The following is a 17,759-nucleotide window of genomic DNA, read 5'->3' as shown; positions in this document are numbered from 1 at the left end:
GCGTGACCCGGGGGCGCGGGGGAGCGGCTCAGCGCAGGCGGGTGAGCGAGTCGATCCCGACAGCGTGGGCCGGAGGGCGCCCGGACAGCAGTCGCAGCACCTCGTCCACGGCGCTCGCGCCGAGCCGCTCACGGCACTCGACGCTGCCCGCCGCCTGGTGCGGCGTGAGCAGCACGTTGGGCAGCGTGCGGAACGGGTGAGCGACGGGCAGGGGCTCGGCGTCGAACACGTCGACGGCGGCGTCCAGCCGGCCGGACGAGAGCTCCGCCAGCAGGGCGTCCTCGTCGACCAGCCAGGACCTGGCCGTGTTCACCAGACCGGCGCCGTCAGGCATCAGGGCCAGCTGCTCGGCGCCGATCATGCGGTGGGTCGCCTCGGTGACCGGCGCGTGCACGGCCACGATCCTGCTCCGGGAGAACAGCGTGTCCAGGGAGACGGACCGCACGCCGAGCACCGCGGCCTCCTCCTCGGACAGGAACGGGTCGCTGACGCTCACCCGCGCCCCCATCGCCCGCACCATCGCGATGTAGGCCCGGCCGGTGCGGGAAGCCCCGATCACCCCGATCTCGCTGCCGCGGATCTCGTGGCGGGGCGGCGCCTGGCTCGCGTCCGCCCACTCCGCGCCGCCGCGCAGCGCGTGGTCGAAGCGCTGGATGCGGTGCAGCAGGGCGAGTGTGAAGGCGAGCGCCACCTCGGCGACCGGCCCGGCCATCTCGTCCCCGGCCTGCGTGACCAGCACCGAGCGACGGAAGACGTCCTCGGTGACGTAGGGGGCGACGGCGGAGCCGGTGTGCGCGATGAGCTCCAACGCCTCCGCGACGTCGAGGAGTTCCTTGTCCGCCCTGGGGCTGCGCCAGGAGGTGATGAGCGCCCGGGCGCCGGGAAGCGCCCGCAGCAGTGCCGCCCGGTCACGGTGCTCGTCGAGGACGATCAGTTCCGCCGCCCGCTCCAGCTCCCGCCAGACCTCGGGGGTGAAGAACTGAGCGCGCAGTTCCGGCGGTACCGAGACGACCACCCGGGGGCGGCCGGAGGGGGCGGGACGGGCGTCAGGAGAGCTGGACATCGAGGTGCTCCGCAGGGAAGGCGTCGTCGGTCGGCCCCAGGGTAGAGCGGAGGGGAGCGGCTCAGCGGCACGGCGTGAGCAGACAGCGCCCCACCAGCCCCGCCCCCGCGTCCATCCGCTCCCGGAACTCCGCTGCCAGGACGGGGAATTCGCGCAGTTCCCACAGCACCCTCGCCGCCGACCAGGCCGCCTCGCGGGCCCGTTCCAGGCTCCAGGACTCCATCAGATGCGTGAGCGGGTCCGTGACCGCCGGCGGTTCGGGCCCCGCCTCCAGGTCCTCCAGCACGCGTTCCTCCAGCATGAGCAGGAGATCGCCGACCTGGTCGAACTCCTCCTCCAGGCCGGACGGAGCGCATCCGCGCGCATGGCAGGCGTCCACCACGGCGAGCGCGAGGTCGTGGCCGACGTGGGCGTTGAGGCCCGCGAGGGCGAACTGCGCGGGCAGTACGCCGGGATGGCGCCGGTACTGGAACAGCGGCCGCCAGCACGCGGGAAGCCGCAGACCCGCCGCGGCGCTGTCGGCCACCGCCAGATAGCGCTCGGCGAGCAGCGAGTCCAGCGCGCCGGGATCGCTCCCGTACGTGCTCCGCCGGCCGAAGGTCCCGGAAACCGCGAGGTAGACGTCGTCGAAGACGGCGACGCCGTCGTGCGGCGGTCGGCGCGGCCGGAAGGCACGCATCCGCCCGCCCGCCGCGGGGGCGCCCACGGCCGTGATGCCGGGGGCCGGTGGGTCCGCGTACTGCCCCGCGGTGTCTGCGTACTGCTCGGACTGCGCCATGCGGGCAGCGTCCCAGCCCTGGGGCCGCCGCGACGGCGACGGGCCGGGGGTTCATCGGAACGGGCGAAGATCCGTTCGTACGCCCTGAGGGCCGGACCCCTGGCCGTCGGGTCCCGGCGCCGCCTCAGCTCTTCGCGGGCGGCATCTCCTCGTCGTACGTGGAGGTGCCCGCGTCCAGCAGTGGTTCCTGGGTCCTCAGGTGGGCCGGTGCGAAGGCACGCAGGACGTGGTAGCCGGTGATCACGACGATGGTGCCCAGCGCGATACCGCTCAGTTCGAAATTGTCGGTGATCTTCAGGCTGACCCCGCCGACGCCGATGATGATGCCCGCGGCGGCCGGCACGAGGTTGAGCGGGTTGCGGAGGTCGACCTTCGCGTTCGTCCAGATCTGGGCGCCGAGGAGGCCGATCATGCCGTACAGGATGACGGTGATTCCGCCGAGCACACCGCCGGGGATCGCGGCGACGACCGCACCGAACTTGGGGCAGAGGCCGAAGAGCAGAGCGAAGAACGCGGCGGCCCAGTACGCGGCGGTGGAGTAGACGCGCGTCGCGGCCATCACGCCGATGTTCTCGGAGTACGTGGTGTTCGGCGGACCGCCCACCGCGGTGGAGAGCATGGAGGCGGCGCCGTCGGCCGCGATGGCCGTGCCCAGCTTGTCATCGAGCGAGTCGCCGGTCATCTCGCCGACGGCCTTCACATGGCCGGCGTTCTCCGCGACCAGCGCGATCACGACCGGCAGGGCCACCAGTATCGCGGACCACTCGAAACTCGGGGCGTGGAAGGACGGCAGCCCGATCCAGTCGGCCTGCGAGACGGCGGAGAGGTCCAGCCGCCAGTGGTCGGTCGCCTCCGCGCCGCCCGCCGGGGAGTGGATCTTGCCGAAGACGGCGTCGAGTGCCCAGGACAGCAGGTAACCGAAAATCAGACCGAGGAAGATCGCGATCCGGGAGAAGAACCCCCGCAGACAGACCACGGCCAGGCCGGTGAACAGCATCACCAGAAGCGCCGTCCACTGATCCTGCGGCCAGTACGTAGAGGCCGTGACGGGCGCCAGGTTGAAACCGATCAACATGACGACCGCGCCGGTCACCACGGGAGGCATCGCCGCGTGGATGATCCGCGCGCCGAACCGCTGCACCGCGAGACCCACCAGGAACAGCACCGTGCCCACCACCAGGACCGCGCCCGTGACGGTCGCGCTGCTGCCGCCGCTCGCCCGGATCGTCGCGGCGACGCCGACGAAGGAGAGCGAACAGCCGAGATAGCTGGGCACCCGCCCCTTCGTCGCCAGCAGGAAGATCACTGTGGCGACACCCGACATCATGATGGCGAGGTTGGGGTCCAGGCCCATAAGCACCGGAGCGACGAACGAGGCGCCGAACATGGCGACCACGTGCTGGGCGCCCAGTCCGAACGTGCGGGGCCAGGAGAGCCGCTCGTCCGGCCGCACCACGGCCCCGGGTTCGGGGGTCTTCCCGTCGCCGTGCAAGGTCCAGCGCACGCCGAGGCCGCCCATGGTCGCTCCCTGTGTGTCCGTGCGGAGTGTTCACCGCGTATATCCCGTGCGGAGTGTTCTCCCGCGGAAAAGATCAGCGCCATGCTAGTGCCGCGGTCCGCCGCACTCGCGCAGTGCCCCGGCAGCCCCGCCCGCCGCGGCCGGGCTCAGGCCGCGGTTCCGGTCCCTGCCTTCGCCGGCGACGGGTCCTGGGCGCCGCCGCCCGTGGAGACGCGGTCGGCACCGCGAAGTACACCCGCGCCCAGCACCAGGCCGAAGGCCAGCACCGTCACCAGGCCGAACGACACGACCAGCGAGGTCGCCTCCGCCAGCGAGCCGATCATGGAGGGTGCGATGAGCCCCGAGGTGTACGTGATGGTGGCGACGCCCGCGATGGCCTGGCTCGGGTTGGGACCGCTGCGCCCCGCGGCGGCGAACGCCAGCGGGACGACCACCGCGACCCCGAGGCCGAGCAGTCCGAAGCCGCACAGCGCCAGGGCCGCGTCGGGTGCCACCACCACGAGGAGCCCGCCCACCGTCGCCAGTACGCCGCCGGCCCGGACCGTCCTGACGGCGCCGAAGCGGTCCACGACCTTGTCACCGGCGATCCTGGCCACCGCCATCGTCAGCGCGAACGCCGTCGTCGACGCCGCCGCCAGCCCGGCGGAGCTGCCCATGATGTCCCTGAGGTAGACAGCCGACCAGTCGAGGCTGGCCCCCTCCGCGAACACCGCGCAGAAGCCCACCGCACCGATGATCAGCGCCGACTTCGGCGGCAGCGTGAAGCGCGGCGGCGGCTCCTCGTCCGCCTCGCTGCGCAGGTCGAGCACCCCCTGGCAGGCGATCAGGCCGAGTGCCGTCAGGGCGAGCGCGGCGATGGTGTGGTGCAGTCTCGCGTCGGTGCCCAGATGGGCGGCGACCGTGCCCGCCGCCGAGCCGATCAGGGCGCCGACGCTCCACATCCCGTGCAGCCCCGACATGATCGACTTGTCGAGCCGGTTCTCCACCTCGACGCCGAGCGCGTTCATCGCCACGTCCGACATGCCGGCCGTCGCCCCGTACACGAAGAGCGCCGCGCAGAGCGTCACGAGGTTCGGGGCGAGAGCGGGCAGGATCAGCGCCAGTGTCCACAGCACCAGCAGGCCGCGCAGCGCGGTCCTGGCACCGAAGCGGTGACTGATCCGGCCCGCCAGCGGCATGGAGAGGGAGGCGCCGATGGCGGGGAAGGCGAGGGCGAGGCCGAGCTGCCCCGCGCTCACCGAGGCGTGGTCCTGAATCCACGGCACCCGGGTGGCGAAGCTGCCGGTCACCGCTCCGTGCACGGTGAAGACCGCGGCGACCGCGATGCGGGCCCGCCTCACCCGCTCCTTGTCGAAGACCATGCTGCCGGGATCCGTTGTCATACCGCCGTGCCCTCCCCTGGGATGCGTGGCCCGCCGGGGTCCCGGGGGCCGTCTCCACAACGCGGGCTGTAAACTATCAGGAACCCTGCCTGATAAATAGATGGCGACCCGTGCGGCAGGATCTGGAAGGATCGCGGCATGCCCGCCTCACCGAGCACCGCCCGGGCCATCAACGACCGGCTCGCCCTGGAACTGCTCCAGCGGGACGGCCCCTTGACGGCGACGCAGCTCAAGACACTCACCGGTCTCTCCCGCCCCACGGTGGCCGACCTCGTCGAGCGCCTCCAGGGGGCCGGGCTCATCCGGGTGGTCGGCGAGAGCGGTGCCGAGCGCCGCGGGCCCAACGCCCGGCTGTACGGGATCGTCGCCGACCGGGCCCATCTCGCGGCCCTGGACGTGCGCACCGACAGCGTCGCCGTCGTCGTCGCGGACCTCCTCGGGGTGACGCTCGCCGAGGACACCCTGCCCATCGACGGCGGAACCGGCACCGCGGCGGCCATCGAGCAGGCCGTCGGGCTCCTGGAGCGCACGGCGCGCAAGGCGGGCCCGGCCCCCCTGCACAGCGTCGGCGTCGGCGCCCCCGGCCTGATCGACCCGGCCACCGGGGAACTCCGCGACACCACGGGTCTGCCCGCCTGGCACCGGGGGCTCGTCGCCGCCCTCCAGCAGCGGCTGCCCGCCACGGTGCTCGTGGAGAACGAGACCAACCTCGCGGCCGTCGCGGAGCAGCGCGTCGGCGCGGCCCGGGACCGCGACACCTTCGTCCTGCTGTGGCTCGGCCACGGCATCGGGGCCGCCGTCATGCTGGACGGCAAGCTGCGCCGCGGAGCTTCGGGCGGCGCGGGCGAGATCGGCTTCCTGCCCGTCCCGTGGACCAAGGGCGTGCCGTCGGCGGTCAGCTGCGACGGCGGGTTCCACTCGCTGGCCGGCTCGGCCGCGGTCTGTGAGCTGGCCGCCGGGTACGGCGTACCGGCCGACGCGCCGGCCGGTACGCGGGGTCGTGAGCAGAACCCCGCGGCGGTTCACGCGGTCCGCGCCGCCCTCGCGGGGGCCGCGAACGGCGACGCCTTCCTGGACGCGCTCGCCGACCGGGTCGCGCTGGGCGCCGCCGCAGTGGTGTCGGTGCTCGATCCGGGCTGCGTGGTCCTGGCGGGCGAGGTGGGCCACGCGGGCGGAGCCGCACTGGCCGCACGGGTCGAGGAACGGCTGGCCAGGCTGTCGCCGCTGCCCACCGAGGTCAGGGCGGGCGCGCTCGGCGGGGCCGCGGTGCTGCGCGGGGCCCTGGTCGCGGCCCGCGAGGCGGCCCAGGACGCGCTGTTCGCTCAGGGCGGCTGACGCTTCCGGCCGGGCTGTTCGCTCCGGGCGGCTGACGCTCCAGGCCGCGAGCGGGCCCGGACATGGCCGTGCGGTGACCGGGGGCGTTCCGGTCACCGCACGGCGGTCTCGTGTTCGGTGCTCAGCAGGCCCCGAGGTCCTGCCAGACACCCCACTCACCGGTGGTGCCGGGCGTCTCGCCCTTCGTCCACCACTTGGACTTCCACTGGTGGGATGCGTGGCTGACGGTCGTACCCGAGCCGTACTCCGCGGTCGAGCTCCAGGCCGGCGCGGAGCAACTGCCGCCCGCCGGAGGCGTGGTGGGAGGGGTGGTCGGGGGAGTGGCCGACGGGTCCGGCGAAGGGCTGGTGCCCGTGCCGGGCTCCACCACGGTCGTGCCCCGTGCCAGATCACCCGCCAGCGAGTACGACGTCCCCCCGAAGGTCACCGTCCAGTTCGACGGCGTCGACGTGGGCAGGTAGTAGACGAAGTCGAGCTGTACCGAGGCACCTGGTGCCAGCGTCTGCCAGGCCGGCAGCTTCAGCGAGACGCGGTTGTAGTCCCCCTTGAGTCCGCCGATGTTGTTCGCGGCGGTGTGGTCGCTGCGGATGACCGTCGTCCCGAAGCCCGACTGGTCCTTGGCGTTGCCGGGCGCCGACGTGGCGTAGTCGAACCGGAACTCCGTACCGCCGGGCAGGGTGGTCCTGGTGTTGTTGGTGATCTTCAGCTTCGGGCCGATGGGGTAGTTGGAGTCGCCGAGCGGGAACTGCTCGAAGGCCACGTCGATGTCCAGCGCCTGGGCGGGCAGCTCGATCGTGGACCGCTTCGCGCCGTAGGGCGTGGCCGATCTGAACTTCTCGTACATCGTGGAGGTGAGCGTGGAGCCCGGTCCGTACTGCCCCTTGGCGGAGTCGTACGCGTAGTCGCCCGCGAGCTCCCAGATCATCGTGCCGCCGATTCCGCGGTCGACGACGTAGTCCGCCTTCGCGGCGACCGACTGCTCGTCCTCGGTGGAGAGGAAGACCTTCTTCTCGGCGTTCCACAGCCACGGCGCGACGAGCGTCGAGTCGTACTTGCGGGCGTAGGTGCCGGTCAGCTTCGTGCCGGCGGGGAATCCGTACCGGGTGACGTAGTCGCCGACGACGCCCTTCTCCAGGTTCTTCGCGTGCCACATCGGGTTCGAACCGGCCGGTGCCTCCTTGCCGTTGGTGTCCAGGTCGTGCCAGAGGTTGTCGATGCCGACGGCTCCGTCACCGCACTTGGTCAGACCGGCCCCGGCCGGGCACTCGGTCGTGGGCGCCTTGCCCCACATCCCGTCCGTACCGCCCTGCACGTTCTTGAAGCCGCGGGTGTAGTACGGCAGACCGATGTTGATACGGCCGGCCGGCATCGAACCGCGGAAGTAGTGGTACGCCCAGTCGGTGTTGAGGTAGCCGACGCCGCCGTACTGCGAGGTGGAGTACACCCCCGCCTGGGCGAGTTCGGCGTCCTTGCCGTCGTCGAACAGCGAGGCGTTCGGGCCGACGTACTCGTTCCAGGCGCCGTGCAGGTCGTACGACATGATGTTGACGTAGTCCAGGTACTTCTGGACCTGGAAGGTCTCCATGCCGCGCAGCAGGTAGCCGGACGACGGCGCTGCCACGGTCAGCAGGTAGTGCTTGCCGTCGGCCGCCGCGGCCCGGTCGAGCTTCTCGCGCAGGGTCTTCATCAGCGCGGCGTAGCCCTTGACGAGACCGGCCCTGCGCGCGTTGGCGAGGGTGTGGTCCAGCGGGTTGCCCGCGTCCTTCATCGTCGTCGGGTACTCGTAGTCGATGTCGACGCCGTTGAAGCCGTACTTCTTGATGAAGGCGACGGTCGAGTCGGCGAAGGTGTTGATGCCGGCCTGGTTGACCGAGCCGTCGGCGTTGGTCGCCATCGAGTAGAAGCCGCCGGAGCCGACCCGGTCGCCGTTGTCGGCGAAGTACCCGCCGGTCTCGGCCCAGCCGCCCACGGACACCAGTGTCTTCACGTTCGGATGCTGCTTCTTGAACTTGCTCAGCAGGTTGAAATGGCCCTTGTAGGGGAGCGCGGGGTCCATCTCGGCTCCCGCCACGCCCGGCCACGTCATTCCGGTGGAGGCGTTCTGCGGGCTGTCGGAGCCGACGGAGATCTTGTTCTCGCCGTCGATGTGCGCGAAGGCGTAGTTGAGATGGGTGACCTTGTCCCAGGGGATGTCCGACGCGAGGTAGGCGGCCTTGCCGTCCTTGCCGGTGCGCCAGCTGGTGAAGTAACCGATGACGCGCCGCTGGTGGTCGGCGCCCATCTTCTCGCGGCCGTCACTGTCGTAGACGGAGCAGTAGGGGACGTCCACGCCGGGTGTTTCGTACAGTCCGTCCGGGCGACAGGACTCCTGGTCGGCGGCGGCCGACGGCGCGGCGGCGAGGCCACCCATCAGCAGCCCGGCGACGGCCGCGCCTGCTGCGAAGAGGGTGGCTCTCGCACGAGTGGGGGACAGCATTTGTCGTTCCTCCTGGGGAGGTCGGCAGAACACAACTGGCAAGGGGGATTGGTCGTGTTGGGGTCAGGGAGTGCGCACACCCGGACCGGACCTCGGAGGTGACGCAGAGATTAAGAGGACTAGACCAGTGAGTCAATAGGTCTGGACCATCTGCCCATGACTGTCACGGTGCGTACCCCCCTCACGGCTTCCTGTGAGTCAGCACACAGGCACTCGCCCGTATGGCCGACGGGCGGCCGTGGCAGACTGGTCCTGTACCAGCAGCAGCGCACTCCGGGGTCGGTGTAATTCCGAACCGGCGGTTATAGTCCGCGACCCGTCCGCATCCAGCGGCCGGTTGACCAGGTGAGATTCCTGGACCGACGGTGAAAGTCCGGATGGGAGGCAGTGCGCGGCGGGCCGTCACAGGTACGCCGCCGTCGGCGGATGCGTTCCGGGATCTCCCGGTGACCCGCGTCCGTTTCCTCGGTTTCGGCGTTCCCTGTTGCGTTCCGCTTCATCTGTCGTCATCGACAGCCCCGGAGTCCGTGCCCGAAGAGGCAGGAGGACCCGGTGGACACCGCAGCCGACATCACCGCCATGCGGCGAGCGATCACGCTCGCAGCGCGCGGTCTCGGCTCCACCAGCCCGAACCCGGTCGTCGGATGCGTCATTCTCGACGCCGCCGGGGAACCGGCAGGCGAAGGCTTCCACCAGCGGGCCGGCGGTCCCCATGCCGAGATCCACGCCCTGCGCGCGGCCGGCGGGCGTGCCCGTGGCGGCACCGCCTACGTGACCCTCGAACCCTGCAACCACACCGGCCGGACCGGCCCTTGCGCCCAGGCGCTCACCGAGGCCGGTGTGAGCCGGGTCGTCTACGCGGTCGGGGACCCGAACCCCCAGGCCACCGGCGGTGCGGACACCCTCCGTGCGGCGGGGGTCGAGACCACGCAGGGCCTCCTCGCCGACGAGGCGGAGGCGGGCAACGCCGCCTGGCTCACCTCCGTGCGCCTCGGCCGCCCGTACGTCCTCTGGAAGTACGCCGCCACCCTCGACGGCCGGATCGCGGCCGCCGACGCCACCAGCCGCTGGATCACCTCCCCCGAGGCCCGCGCGGACGTGCACCGGCTGCGCGCCGAGGCCGACGCCGTGATCGTCGGGTCGGGCACCGCCCGCACCGACGACCCGCAGCTCGGCGTACGCGGGATCGAGGGCGCACGCCAGCCGCTGAGGGTGGTCGTCGACACCGAAGCCACCGCCGTGCGGCCCGGCGCCCGTGTCCTCGACGGCACCGCCCCCACCCTGATCGCGGTCGCGCAGGACGCCGGCACGGCTCACCTCCCCGCGGATACCGTGCTCCGGCTGCCCCGCGCCGCCACGGGCAGAGGGCTCGACATCGGCGCCCTGCTCGGCGCGCTGCACGCCCGCGACATCCGCTCCGTACTCCTCGAAGGCGGGCCGGTCCTGGCCGGTGCCTTCGTCGCCGCGGGATCGGTCGACAAGGTCGTCGGCTATCTCGCTCCGGTTCTCCTCGGCGCGGGCCCCGCAGCCCTCGCCGACGCCGGAATCTCCACCATCTCCCGGGCGTTGCGGCTGGATGTGACCGAGACCGAACGTATCGGCCCCGATCTGCGCATCACCGCCGTCCCCGTCCCTGCTCGGAAGGGAAACTGAGTGTTCACCGGAATTGTCGAAGAACTGGGCGAAGTCACCGCCGTCGAGGAACTCGACGACGCCTCCCGCTTCCGGCTGCGTGGTCCTGTCGTGACCGAAGGCGCCAAGCACGGCGACTCGATCGCCGTCAACGGCGTCTGCCTCACCGTCGTGGACCTGGGCGAGCACGAGTTCACCGCCGACGTGATGGCGGAGACCCTGAACCGCTCCAGCCTCGGCGCCCTCGCGGCGGGCTCCCGGGTCAACCTGGAGCGCCCCATGGCACTGGGCGGCAGGCTCGGCGGGCACATCGTCCAGGGACACGTCGACGGCACGGGCCGCATCATCGACCGCGAGGTCTCCGAGAACTGGGAGATCGTCAAGATCTCCCTGCCCGCGGACCTGACGCGCTACGTGGTGGAGAAGGGCTCGATCACCGTCGACGGCGTGAGCCTGACCGTCGTCGAGGCCGGACCCGACTTCTTCACCATCAGCCTCATCCCCACCACTCTCGCGCTGACCACGCTCGGCCTCAAGCAGGCCGGCGACCCGGTCAACCTCGAGGTGGACGTCATCGCCAAGTACGTCGAGCGCCTGCTCGGCGACCGCGCGGCCCAGGAGCCCGAGGAGCCGGTGAAGTGAGTGCCCTGACCTGGCTGAACTCGGATGCGTTCACCGTCCTGGACCAGGACATCATCTGGTCCGACCTGATCGGCAACACGATCGGTCTGGCCGCCCTCACCCTGGGCTGGCTCCGCTCCGTGTGGACCTGGCCCGCCCAGCTCCTCTCCGGCCTCGTCCTCATCGCCGCCAACGTCTCCGTACAGCAGGCGGGCAGCGTCGGGAAACAGGTGATCGTCGTCGCGGTCGCCGTCTGGGGATGGCAGCAGTGGACCCGCGGCAGGCAGCAGGCGCAGGACGGCTCCATCGCCATCCGCTTCGCCACCTGGCGCGAACGCGGCTACCTCATCGGCGGCGCCGCACTCGGCACGCTCGCCGTCGGCAGCCTCTTCACCGCGTTCCCCTCGCTCTCCTGGAGCCCGTGGGCCGACGCCTACATCTTCGCCGGCACCCTCGTCGCGATGCTCGCCCAGGCCCGCGGCATGGTCGAGTTCTGGTTCGCCTGGCTGCTCGTCGACCTCGTCGGCGTACCGCTGAACTTCCACAGCGGTCTCGCCTTCTCCGGTCTCATCTACGTCGTCTACGGCGCCCTCGTCCTGTGGGGTATGCGCGACTGGTGGCTGCGTACGCGGACACCCGCTCTGGAAGGAGCCACGGCATGACTGCCCAGCCCACCTGGTTCCACCCCGAACACGGCGGCCACGTCGTCGACCTGTCGCTCGACCCCGTCGAGCAGGCCATCCGCGATATCGCCGCCGGACGCCCCGTCGTGGTCGTCGACGACGAGGACCGCGAGAACGAGGGCGACCTCGTCATCGCAGCCGAGAAGGCCACCCCCGAGATCGTCGCCTTCATGATGAGCGAGTGCCGCGGACTGATCTGCGCGCCCATGGAGAGCGACGAGCTGGAACGGCTCAACCTGCCCCAGATGGTCGACGACAACACCGAGTCGATGAAGACCGCCTTCACCGTCTCCGTGGACGCCTCCGCCGCGCACGGCGTGACCACCGGAATCTCCGCCGCGGACCGCGCGACCACGCTCCGGATGCTGGCGGCGGGCAGTGCGGGCCCAGGCGACTTCGTCCGCCCCGGCCACATCTTCCCGCTCCGCGCCCGCTCCGGCGGCGTCCTCGTACGCAACGGCCACACCGAGGCCGCCGTCGACCTGGCCCGCCTCGCCGGGCTGCGGCCCGCCGGTGCCATCGTGGAGATCGCGGGCGAGGACGGCGTCATGCTGCGCCTGCCCGAACTGGTCCCGTTCGCCCGCAAGCACGGCCTCACGATCATCTCCATCGAGGACCTGATCGCCTACCGCCGCAGCGCCGAGCCGACGGTCCGCCGCGAGGCCGAGGTCCAGCTGCCCACCACGTTCGGCGAGTTCACCGCGTACGGCTACCGCTCGATCATCGACGGCGTCGAGCACGTGGCCCTCGTCCACGGCGACATCGGTGACGGCGACGACGTCCTGGTCAGGGTCCACTCCGAGTGCCTGACCGGCGACATCTTCCAGTCCCAGCGCTGCGACTGCGGCCCTCAGCTGCACGCCTCCATGGAACGCGTCACCCGGGAGGGCCGCGGCGTCGTCGTCTATCTGCGCGGCCACGAGGGCAGGGGCATCGGACTGCTCTCCAAGCTGCGTGCGTACGAGCTCCAGGAGCAGGGCGTCGACACCCTCGACGCCAACCTGGAACTCGGCCTGCCCGCCGACGCGCGGGACTACGCCGCGGGCGCCCAGATGCTGCTGGACCTCGGCGTCCACAGCGTCCGGCTGATGACCAACAACCCCGACAAGACCGCGGCGCTCCTGCGCCACGGACTGGTGGTGACCGGCCGCGAGCCCATGCCCGTCCAGGCCGGCGAGCACAACCTGCGGTATCTGCGCACCAAGCGCGACCGGATGGGGCACGACCTGCCCTGGCTCGACGCGGTTCCCGCGTCGACCTGCGGCAACCAGTAACGATCACGGAACGAGCAGGAGAGAAAGACATGAGCGGCAAGGGCGCACCCGAACTGTCCGTACGCAACTGCGGTGACCTGCGGGTCGCGGTGATCGCGGCCCAGTGGCACGAGAAGGTCATGGACGGCCTCGTCGACGGCGCGCTGCGCGCCCTGCACGACCTCGGCATCGACGAGCCGACACTGCTCCGCGTACCCGGCAGCTTCGAGCTCCCGGTCGTCGCGAAGGTCCTCGCCGGCCGCGGTTACGACGCGATCGTCGCCCTCGGCGTAATCATCCGTGGTGGCACCCCCCACTTCGAGTACGTGTCCCAGGGCGTCACCCTCGGGCTGACCCAGGTCACCGTCGACACCGGCGTCCCCGTCGGATTCGGCGTCCTCACCTGTGACACGGAGGAGCAGGCACTCGACCGGGCAGGTCTCGAAGGGTCCAACGAGGACAAGGGCCACGAAGCGGTCACCGCGGCCGTCGCGACGGCCGCGACACTGCGCACCGTCAGCGAACCCTGGCGCTGAGTGCGGGCCGGCGACCCCGTATTCTAAGGACATCATGGCGAACAAAACCTTCGAAGAGCTCTTCGCCGAGCTGCAGCTCAAGGCCGCCAACGGCGACCCCTCCACCTCCCGCACCGCCGAACTGGTGGACAAGGGAGTCCATGCGATCGGCAAGAAGGTCGTCGAGGAGGCCGCCGAAGTCTGGATGGCCGCCGAATACGAGGGCAAAGAGGCCGCCGCCGAGGAGATCTCGCAGCTGCTGTACCACGTCCAGGTGATGATGGTCGCCCGCGGGATCTCCCTGGACGACGTCTACGCCCACCTCTGAGCCGACGCACCCCCGCGATCCGTACGACCGCGGAACACGCTTCCAACACCCCTTCGCACAAAGGAAACCTGACCTCATGCTGCGCATCGCCGTCCCCAACAAGGGTGCACTCTCCGGGCCTGCGATGGCGATGCTCCATGAGGCCGGCTACCAGCAGCGCAAGGAGTCCAAGGAGCTCGTCCTCGTGGACCCGGAGAACGAGGTCGAGTTCTTCTATCTGCGACCGCGCGACATCGCGATCTACGTCAGCTCCGGCCGCCTCGACATCGGCATCACGGGCCGGGACCTGCTCCTCGACTCCGGCGCGGACTCCGAGGAGATCCTCCAGCTCGGCTTCGCGCGCTCCACGTTCCGCTACGCCACGAAGCCCGGCACCGCCGAGGGCCCGCAGGACTTCGACGGCATGACGATCGCCACGTCCTACGAGGGCATCGTCGCCAAGCACCTCGCCGAGGTCGGCGTCAACGCCTCCGTGGTCCACCTCGACGGCGCGGTCGAGACCGCCGTCGAGCTGGGCGTCGCCCAGGTCATCGCGGACGTGGTGGAGACGGGCACCAGCCTGCGCAACGCCGGACTCGAAGTCATCGGCGAGCCGATCATGACGTCGGAGGCCGTCGTCATCCGCCGCACCGGCGCCCCCGTCGACGACCCGAAGGTCCAGCAGTTCCTCCGCCGCCTCCAGGGCGTCCTGGTAGCCCGCAGCTACGTGATGATGGACTACGACTGCCGCGTGGAGCACCTGGAGCGCGCCGTGGCCCTCACCCCGGGCCTGGAGTCGCCGACCATCTCCCCGCTGCACCACGAGGGCTGGGTCGCCGTCCGTTCCATGGTCGCGGCCAAGGAGGCCCAGCGCATCATGGACGACCTGTACGAACTGGGTGCCCGCGCGATCCTCACCACGGCCATCCACGCCTGCCGCCTCTGACGGCCGGGGATCCACCGAACACCGGAAGACAGAGAACCTGATGACCCCCGCGCCCAGGACCGGACCGCCCACGCTCCCGGCCACCTTCCGGCCCACCCTCACCCGGGTGGTCCTGCTGACGGTCGGCCTGGTGATGTTCGTCGTCATCACCGTCGTCGCCCTGGCCCTGGAGAAGCTGAGCGCGGGGGAGCGGACCAGCTTCGTCTTCGTGGCCCTGCTGTTCTTCGGTGTCCTCGCACTGCTCAGCCGGCCCAGGATCGTCGCCGACGAGGCCGGGGTCACGGTCGTCAACATCACCCGTACCCGCAGGCTGGCCTGGGCGGAGATCGTCCGGGTCAACCTGCGGGCCGGTGACCCCTGGGTCTTCCTCGACCTCAGCGACGGCACCAGCCTGCCCGCCCTCGGTATCCAGCCCGGAATCGCCAAGGAACAGGCCATCCGCGACGCCCGTGCGCTCCGCGCGCTCGCCGAATCCCACGGCACCGGAGCGGACGCCGGTACGGAGAACGGCTGAGCCCCCTGCCCCGCACGGCCCCTTCTTGACTACTCTTGAGGGCGGCGGCGCCCTGTGCGCCCCGCCCCGCACGAGAGGTCCACGAGGCCGGCGGGGCTTTCCTGCGACCCAAGGAGTGACTCCCTCCAGCAATGGACGGATCGTCCGGTAGTACCTGCGCCGCCCCAGCAGAGCCCACGCTCTTCCCGGAGGCGGCGGTATGACCACCCCGCTGCTGCTGCTCGCCGCGGCATTCCTTCTCATCCTCGCCAACGGATTCTTCGTGGCGGCCGAATTCGGGCTCGTCACGGTCGACCGGCCCGACGCCGAACGAGCCGCCGCCGAAGGCGACCGGCGGGCCCGTACCGTCGTTGCCGCCCTGCGCGAACTCTCCTTCCAGCTCTCCGGCACCCAGCTGGGCATCACCATCACCTCACTGGTCGTCGGTATGCTCGCCGAGCCCGCGCTCGCCGAGCTGCTCGCCGGACCGCTCACCGCCACCGGACTGCCCGCAGGGGCCGTCCCCGGTGCAGGCGTCGTGATCGGCATGTTGCTGGCGGCCGCCGTGCAGATGGTGATCGGCGAACTCGTACCGAAGAACTGGGCGGTCTCACGGCCGCTCCAGGTCGCCCGGTTCGTCGCCGGCCCCCAGCACCGCTTCGCGACCCTCTTCCGCCCGGTGATCACCGCGCTGAACACCGTCGCCAACCGGCTGGTACGGCTGCTGGGCGTCGAGCCCACCGACGAACTGGCCTCCGCGCGCACACCCGGCGAGCTCGTCTCGCTGGCTCAGCACTCCGCCGAGGCCGGCGCCCTGGAACAGGACACCGCCGACCTCTTCGTACGCACCCTGTCGCTCGCGGGACTCACGGCGCAGCACGTCATGACCCCACGGGTGAAGGTCAGCGCCCTGCAGTCCTCGGCGACCGCCGCGGACGTCCTCAACCTGACGCGCGCCACGGGCCTCTCCCGTTTCCCGGTCTACCGGGAACGCATCGACGAGGTCGTCGGCATGGTGCACCTCAAGGACGCCCTCGCGGTGCCCGCCGGGGACCGGCTGCGCACCCCCGCGGGCCGGATCGCGGTACCGCCGCTGCTGGTCCCCGAGACGCTTCCCGTGGAACAGCTGCTGCACCGCCTGCGTAACGAGCAGCCGATCGCCGTGGTCGTCGACGAGTACGGCGGGACCGCCGGAGTCGTCACCCTCGAGGACATCATCGAGGAGCTCGTCGGCGAGGTCAGGGACGAGCACGACGCCATCGGCGCCGACCGGCCCGAATTCGTCTCCGCCGTCGCCGAGGACGGACGTCCCGCCTGGGACGTCGAAGGCAGCTGCCGGGTCCTCATCCTGCGCCGGATCGGCCTCGACGTGCCCGAGGGGCCGTACGAGACCGTGGCCGGGCTCGTCGCCGGTCTGCTGGGACGCATCCCAGCCCCCGGTGACCGGGCCGAGCTGCCCGGCTGGCGGATAGCCGTCCGCCAGGTCGGCCACTACCGGGCCGAACAGGTCCGCTTCGTGCGCCTGACCGATGCGCAGGAACCGGCCGCCGAAGCGTTCGCCCCCAGCCGGCTGGAGGCCGTGCGATGAGTCTCGTCCAGTTGCTGTTCGCCGGGCTGCTCGTGCTGGCGAACGGGTTCTTCGTCGGCGCCGAGTTCGCGCTCGTCTCCGTACGCCGCAGCCAGGTCGAACCGCTGGCGGCGAGTGGATCGAGCCGGGCCAAGCAGGTCCTGTACGGACTGGAGAACCTGCCGCGGATGATGGCGGCCGCCCAGTTCGGCATCACCCTGTGCTCGCTCACCCTCGGAGCCGTCGCCGAACCGACCGTCGCCCATCTCCTGGAGCCGGTCTTCCACGCGACGCACGTGCCCGAAGGGCTGATCCACCCCCTCGGATACGCGCTGGCCCTGGCCCTCGTCGTCTTCCTCCACCTCGTCATCGGCGAGATGGTCCCGAAGAACCTCGCGATGGCCGCCCCCGAGAAGACGGCGCTCTGGCTCAGCCCCGGGCTCGTCGGCTTCGCCCGGCTCTGCCGTCCGGTCACCGCGGGCCTGGGCGTCTGCGCCCGCCTCGTCCTGCGGCTCTTCAAGGTCGAGCCGAAGGACGAGGTCGAGGCGGTCTTCACCAGCGAGCAGCTGAACCGGCTCGTCGAGGACTCCGGCCAGGCGGGTCTCCTGGAACCGGCGGCGCAGGAGCGGCTGGAGGACGCCCTGGAGATGGGCAGCAGGCCCGTCACCGACGTGCTGCTCGACCGGGCGTCCCTGGTGACGGTGGACCCCTCGGTCACCCCTCGCCGTCTTGAGGAACTGACCGTACGGACCGGCTTCTCGCGCTTCCCGGTCTGCGCGGACGGCGGCGGCCCGTTCATGGGCTACCTCCACGTCAAGGACGTGCTGGACCTGGAGGACGGCGAGCGCGCCGTTCCGCAGCAGATCTGGCGCCCGATGGCGACGGTACGCGCGGAGCTCCCGCTCGACGACGCCCTGACCGTGATGCGCCGGGCCGCGACCCACCTGGCCCAGGTCGCCGACGCCTCCGGACGGGTCCTCGGCCTGGTCGCCATGGAGGACGTCCTGGAGATGCTGGTGGGAGAGGTCCGCGACCCCGCCCACCGGGTCTCGGTGCCACGCCGCACGGTGGACGTCCCCGCGGGACACCACGAACAGCAGGAACCGAAGGCGATGGCCGGCCGCCCCTGACCCCGGAGCTCTCTTGCCGGGCGGGCCGGATCAAGCCCGCCCGGCGAGGGAGGACCGGT

Annotated in this window: 16 protein-coding genes and 1 riboswitch; of the genes, 11 read left to right on the top strand and 5 right to left on the bottom strand. The window is 71.2% G+C overall.

The features are described 5' to 3' along the window. Positions 1 to 28: 28 nt before the first annotated feature. From AB0C82_RS13085 to AB0C82_RS13070, 4 genes are all read right to left on the bottom strand, one after another. Entirely contained in the window at positions 29 to 1,063 is a 1,035-nt protein-coding gene (locus AB0C82_RS13085) for a hydroxyacid dehydrogenase (protein WP_362840019.1), read from the bottom strand. 61 nt (positions 1,064 to 1,124) lie between these two features. After that, positions 1,125 to 1,841, bottom strand: coding sequence for a DUF5995 family protein (locus AB0C82_RS13080; protein WP_362840016.1), 717 nt, complete (start codon positions 1,839 to 1,841; stop codon positions 1,125 to 1,127). Between the two features lie 124 nt (positions 1,842 to 1,965). After that, positions 1,966 to 3,360: a solute carrier family 23 protein gene (locus AB0C82_RS13075; protein WP_362840013.1), complete on the bottom strand. Its 1,395-nt coding sequence runs from the start codon at positions 3,358 to 3,360 to the stop codon at positions 1,966 to 1,968. Between the two features lie 146 nt (positions 3,361 to 3,506). Then, a complete protein-coding gene (locus tag AB0C82_RS13070) occupies positions 3,507 to 4,742 on the bottom strand; it encodes an MFS transporter (RefSeq protein ID WP_362840011.1) in 1,236 nt (411 codons plus the stop codon). Between the two features lie 138 nt (positions 4,743 to 4,880). Here AB0C82_RS13070 and AB0C82_RS13065 point away from each other — a divergent pair, with 138 nt between their 5' ends. Beyond that, entirely contained in the window at positions 4,881 to 6,077 is a 1,197-nt protein-coding gene (locus AB0C82_RS13065) for an ROK family transcriptional regulator (RefSeq protein ID WP_362840008.1), read from the top strand. A 121-nt stretch (positions 6,078 to 6,198) separates the two neighbouring features. On the opposite strand, the gene AB0C82_RS13060 is transcribed toward AB0C82_RS13065, so the two are convergent. Beyond that, positions 6,199 to 8,553, bottom strand: a complete 2,355-nt coding sequence (locus tag AB0C82_RS13060) for a glycosyl hydrolase family 18 protein (RefSeq protein ID WP_362840005.1) — start codon at positions 8,551 to 8,553, stop codon at positions 6,199 to 6,201. Positions 8,554 to 8,817: 264 nt separating this feature from the next. Next, a riboswitch (FMN riboswitch) is annotated at positions 8,818 to 8,948 on the top strand. Positions 8,949 to 9,105: 157 nt separating this feature from the next. On the opposite strand from AB0C82_RS13060, the gene ribD reads away from it, so the two are divergent. The 10 genes from ribD (at position 9,106) to AB0C82_RS13010 (ending at position 17,700) form a co-directional block, all read left to right on the top strand. Further along, positions 9,106 to 10,206: a bifunctional diaminohydroxyphosphoribosylaminopyrimidine deaminase/5-amino-6-(5-phosphoribosylamino)uracil reductase RibD gene (ribD, locus tag AB0C82_RS13055; protein WP_362840002.1), complete on the top strand. Its 1,101-nt coding sequence runs from the start codon at positions 9,106 to 9,108 to the stop codon at positions 10,204 to 10,206. Next, a complete protein-coding gene (locus AB0C82_RS13050) occupies positions 10,207 to 10,827 on the top strand; it encodes a riboflavin synthase (RefSeq protein ID WP_362839999.1) in 621 nt (206 codons plus the stop codon). Then, the gene (locus AB0C82_RS13045; RefSeq protein WP_362839996.1) at positions 10,824 to 11,468 is read left to right on the top strand and encodes a nicotinamide mononucleotide transporter family protein; all 645 of its coding nucleotides are present in this window, start codon (positions 10,824 to 10,826) and stop codon (positions 11,466 to 11,468) included. Before AB0C82_RS13050 ends, AB0C82_RS13045 begins: the two co-directional genes overlap by 4 nt. After that, entirely contained in the window at positions 11,465 to 12,763 is a 1,299-nt protein-coding gene (locus AB0C82_RS13040; RefSeq protein WP_362839993.1) for a bifunctional 3,4-dihydroxy-2-butanone-4-phosphate synthase/GTP cyclohydrolase II, read from the top strand. Before AB0C82_RS13045 ends, AB0C82_RS13040 begins: the two co-directional genes overlap by 4 nt. Before the next feature lie 29 nt (positions 12,764 to 12,792). Then, positions 12,793 to 13,278, top strand: a complete 486-nt coding sequence (ribH, locus tag AB0C82_RS13035; RefSeq protein WP_362839990.1) for a 6,7-dimethyl-8-ribityllumazine synthase — start codon at positions 12,793 to 12,795, stop codon at positions 13,276 to 13,278. Positions 13,279 to 13,312: 34 nt separating this feature from the next. Beyond that, the gene (locus AB0C82_RS13030; RefSeq protein ID WP_056787177.1) at positions 13,313 to 13,585 is read left to right on the top strand and encodes a phosphoribosyl-ATP diphosphatase; all 273 of its coding nucleotides are present in this window, start codon (positions 13,313 to 13,315) and stop codon (positions 13,583 to 13,585) included. Between the two features lie 76 nt (positions 13,586 to 13,661). Then, on the top strand, positions 13,662 to 14,510 hold the full coding sequence (gene hisG / locus AB0C82_RS13025; protein WP_362839987.1) for an ATP phosphoribosyltransferase: 849 nt from the start codon (positions 13,662 to 13,664) through the stop codon (positions 14,508 to 14,510). 40 nt (positions 14,511 to 14,550) lie between these two features. Further along, on the top strand, positions 14,551 to 15,024 hold the full coding sequence (locus AB0C82_RS13020; RefSeq protein ID WP_362839985.1) for a PH domain-containing protein: 474 nt from the start codon (positions 14,551 to 14,553) through the stop codon (positions 15,022 to 15,024). A 199-nt stretch (positions 15,025 to 15,223) separates the two neighbouring features. After that, positions 15,224 to 16,591, top strand: a complete 1,368-nt coding sequence (locus tag AB0C82_RS13015; RefSeq protein ID WP_362839983.1) for a hemolysin family protein — start codon at positions 15,224 to 15,226, stop codon at positions 16,589 to 16,591. Continuing rightward, complete coding sequence (locus tag AB0C82_RS13010) at positions 16,588 to 17,700, top strand: hemolysin family protein (protein ID WP_362839981.1); 1,113 nt, start codon at positions 16,588 to 16,590, stop codon at positions 17,698 to 17,700. Before AB0C82_RS13015 ends, AB0C82_RS13010 begins: the two co-directional genes overlap by 4 nt. The last annotated feature ends 59 nt before the right edge of the window (positions 17,701 to 17,759 follow it).

This window comes from Streptomyces sp. NPDC048560 (assembly GCF_040650955.1).
Lineage (GTDB): Bacteria > Actinomycetota > Actinomycetes > Streptomycetales > Streptomycetaceae > Streptomyces.
The sequence above is the reverse complement of the archived record's forward strand: the minus strand, read 5'-3'. Positions and strand labels throughout refer to the sequence as shown.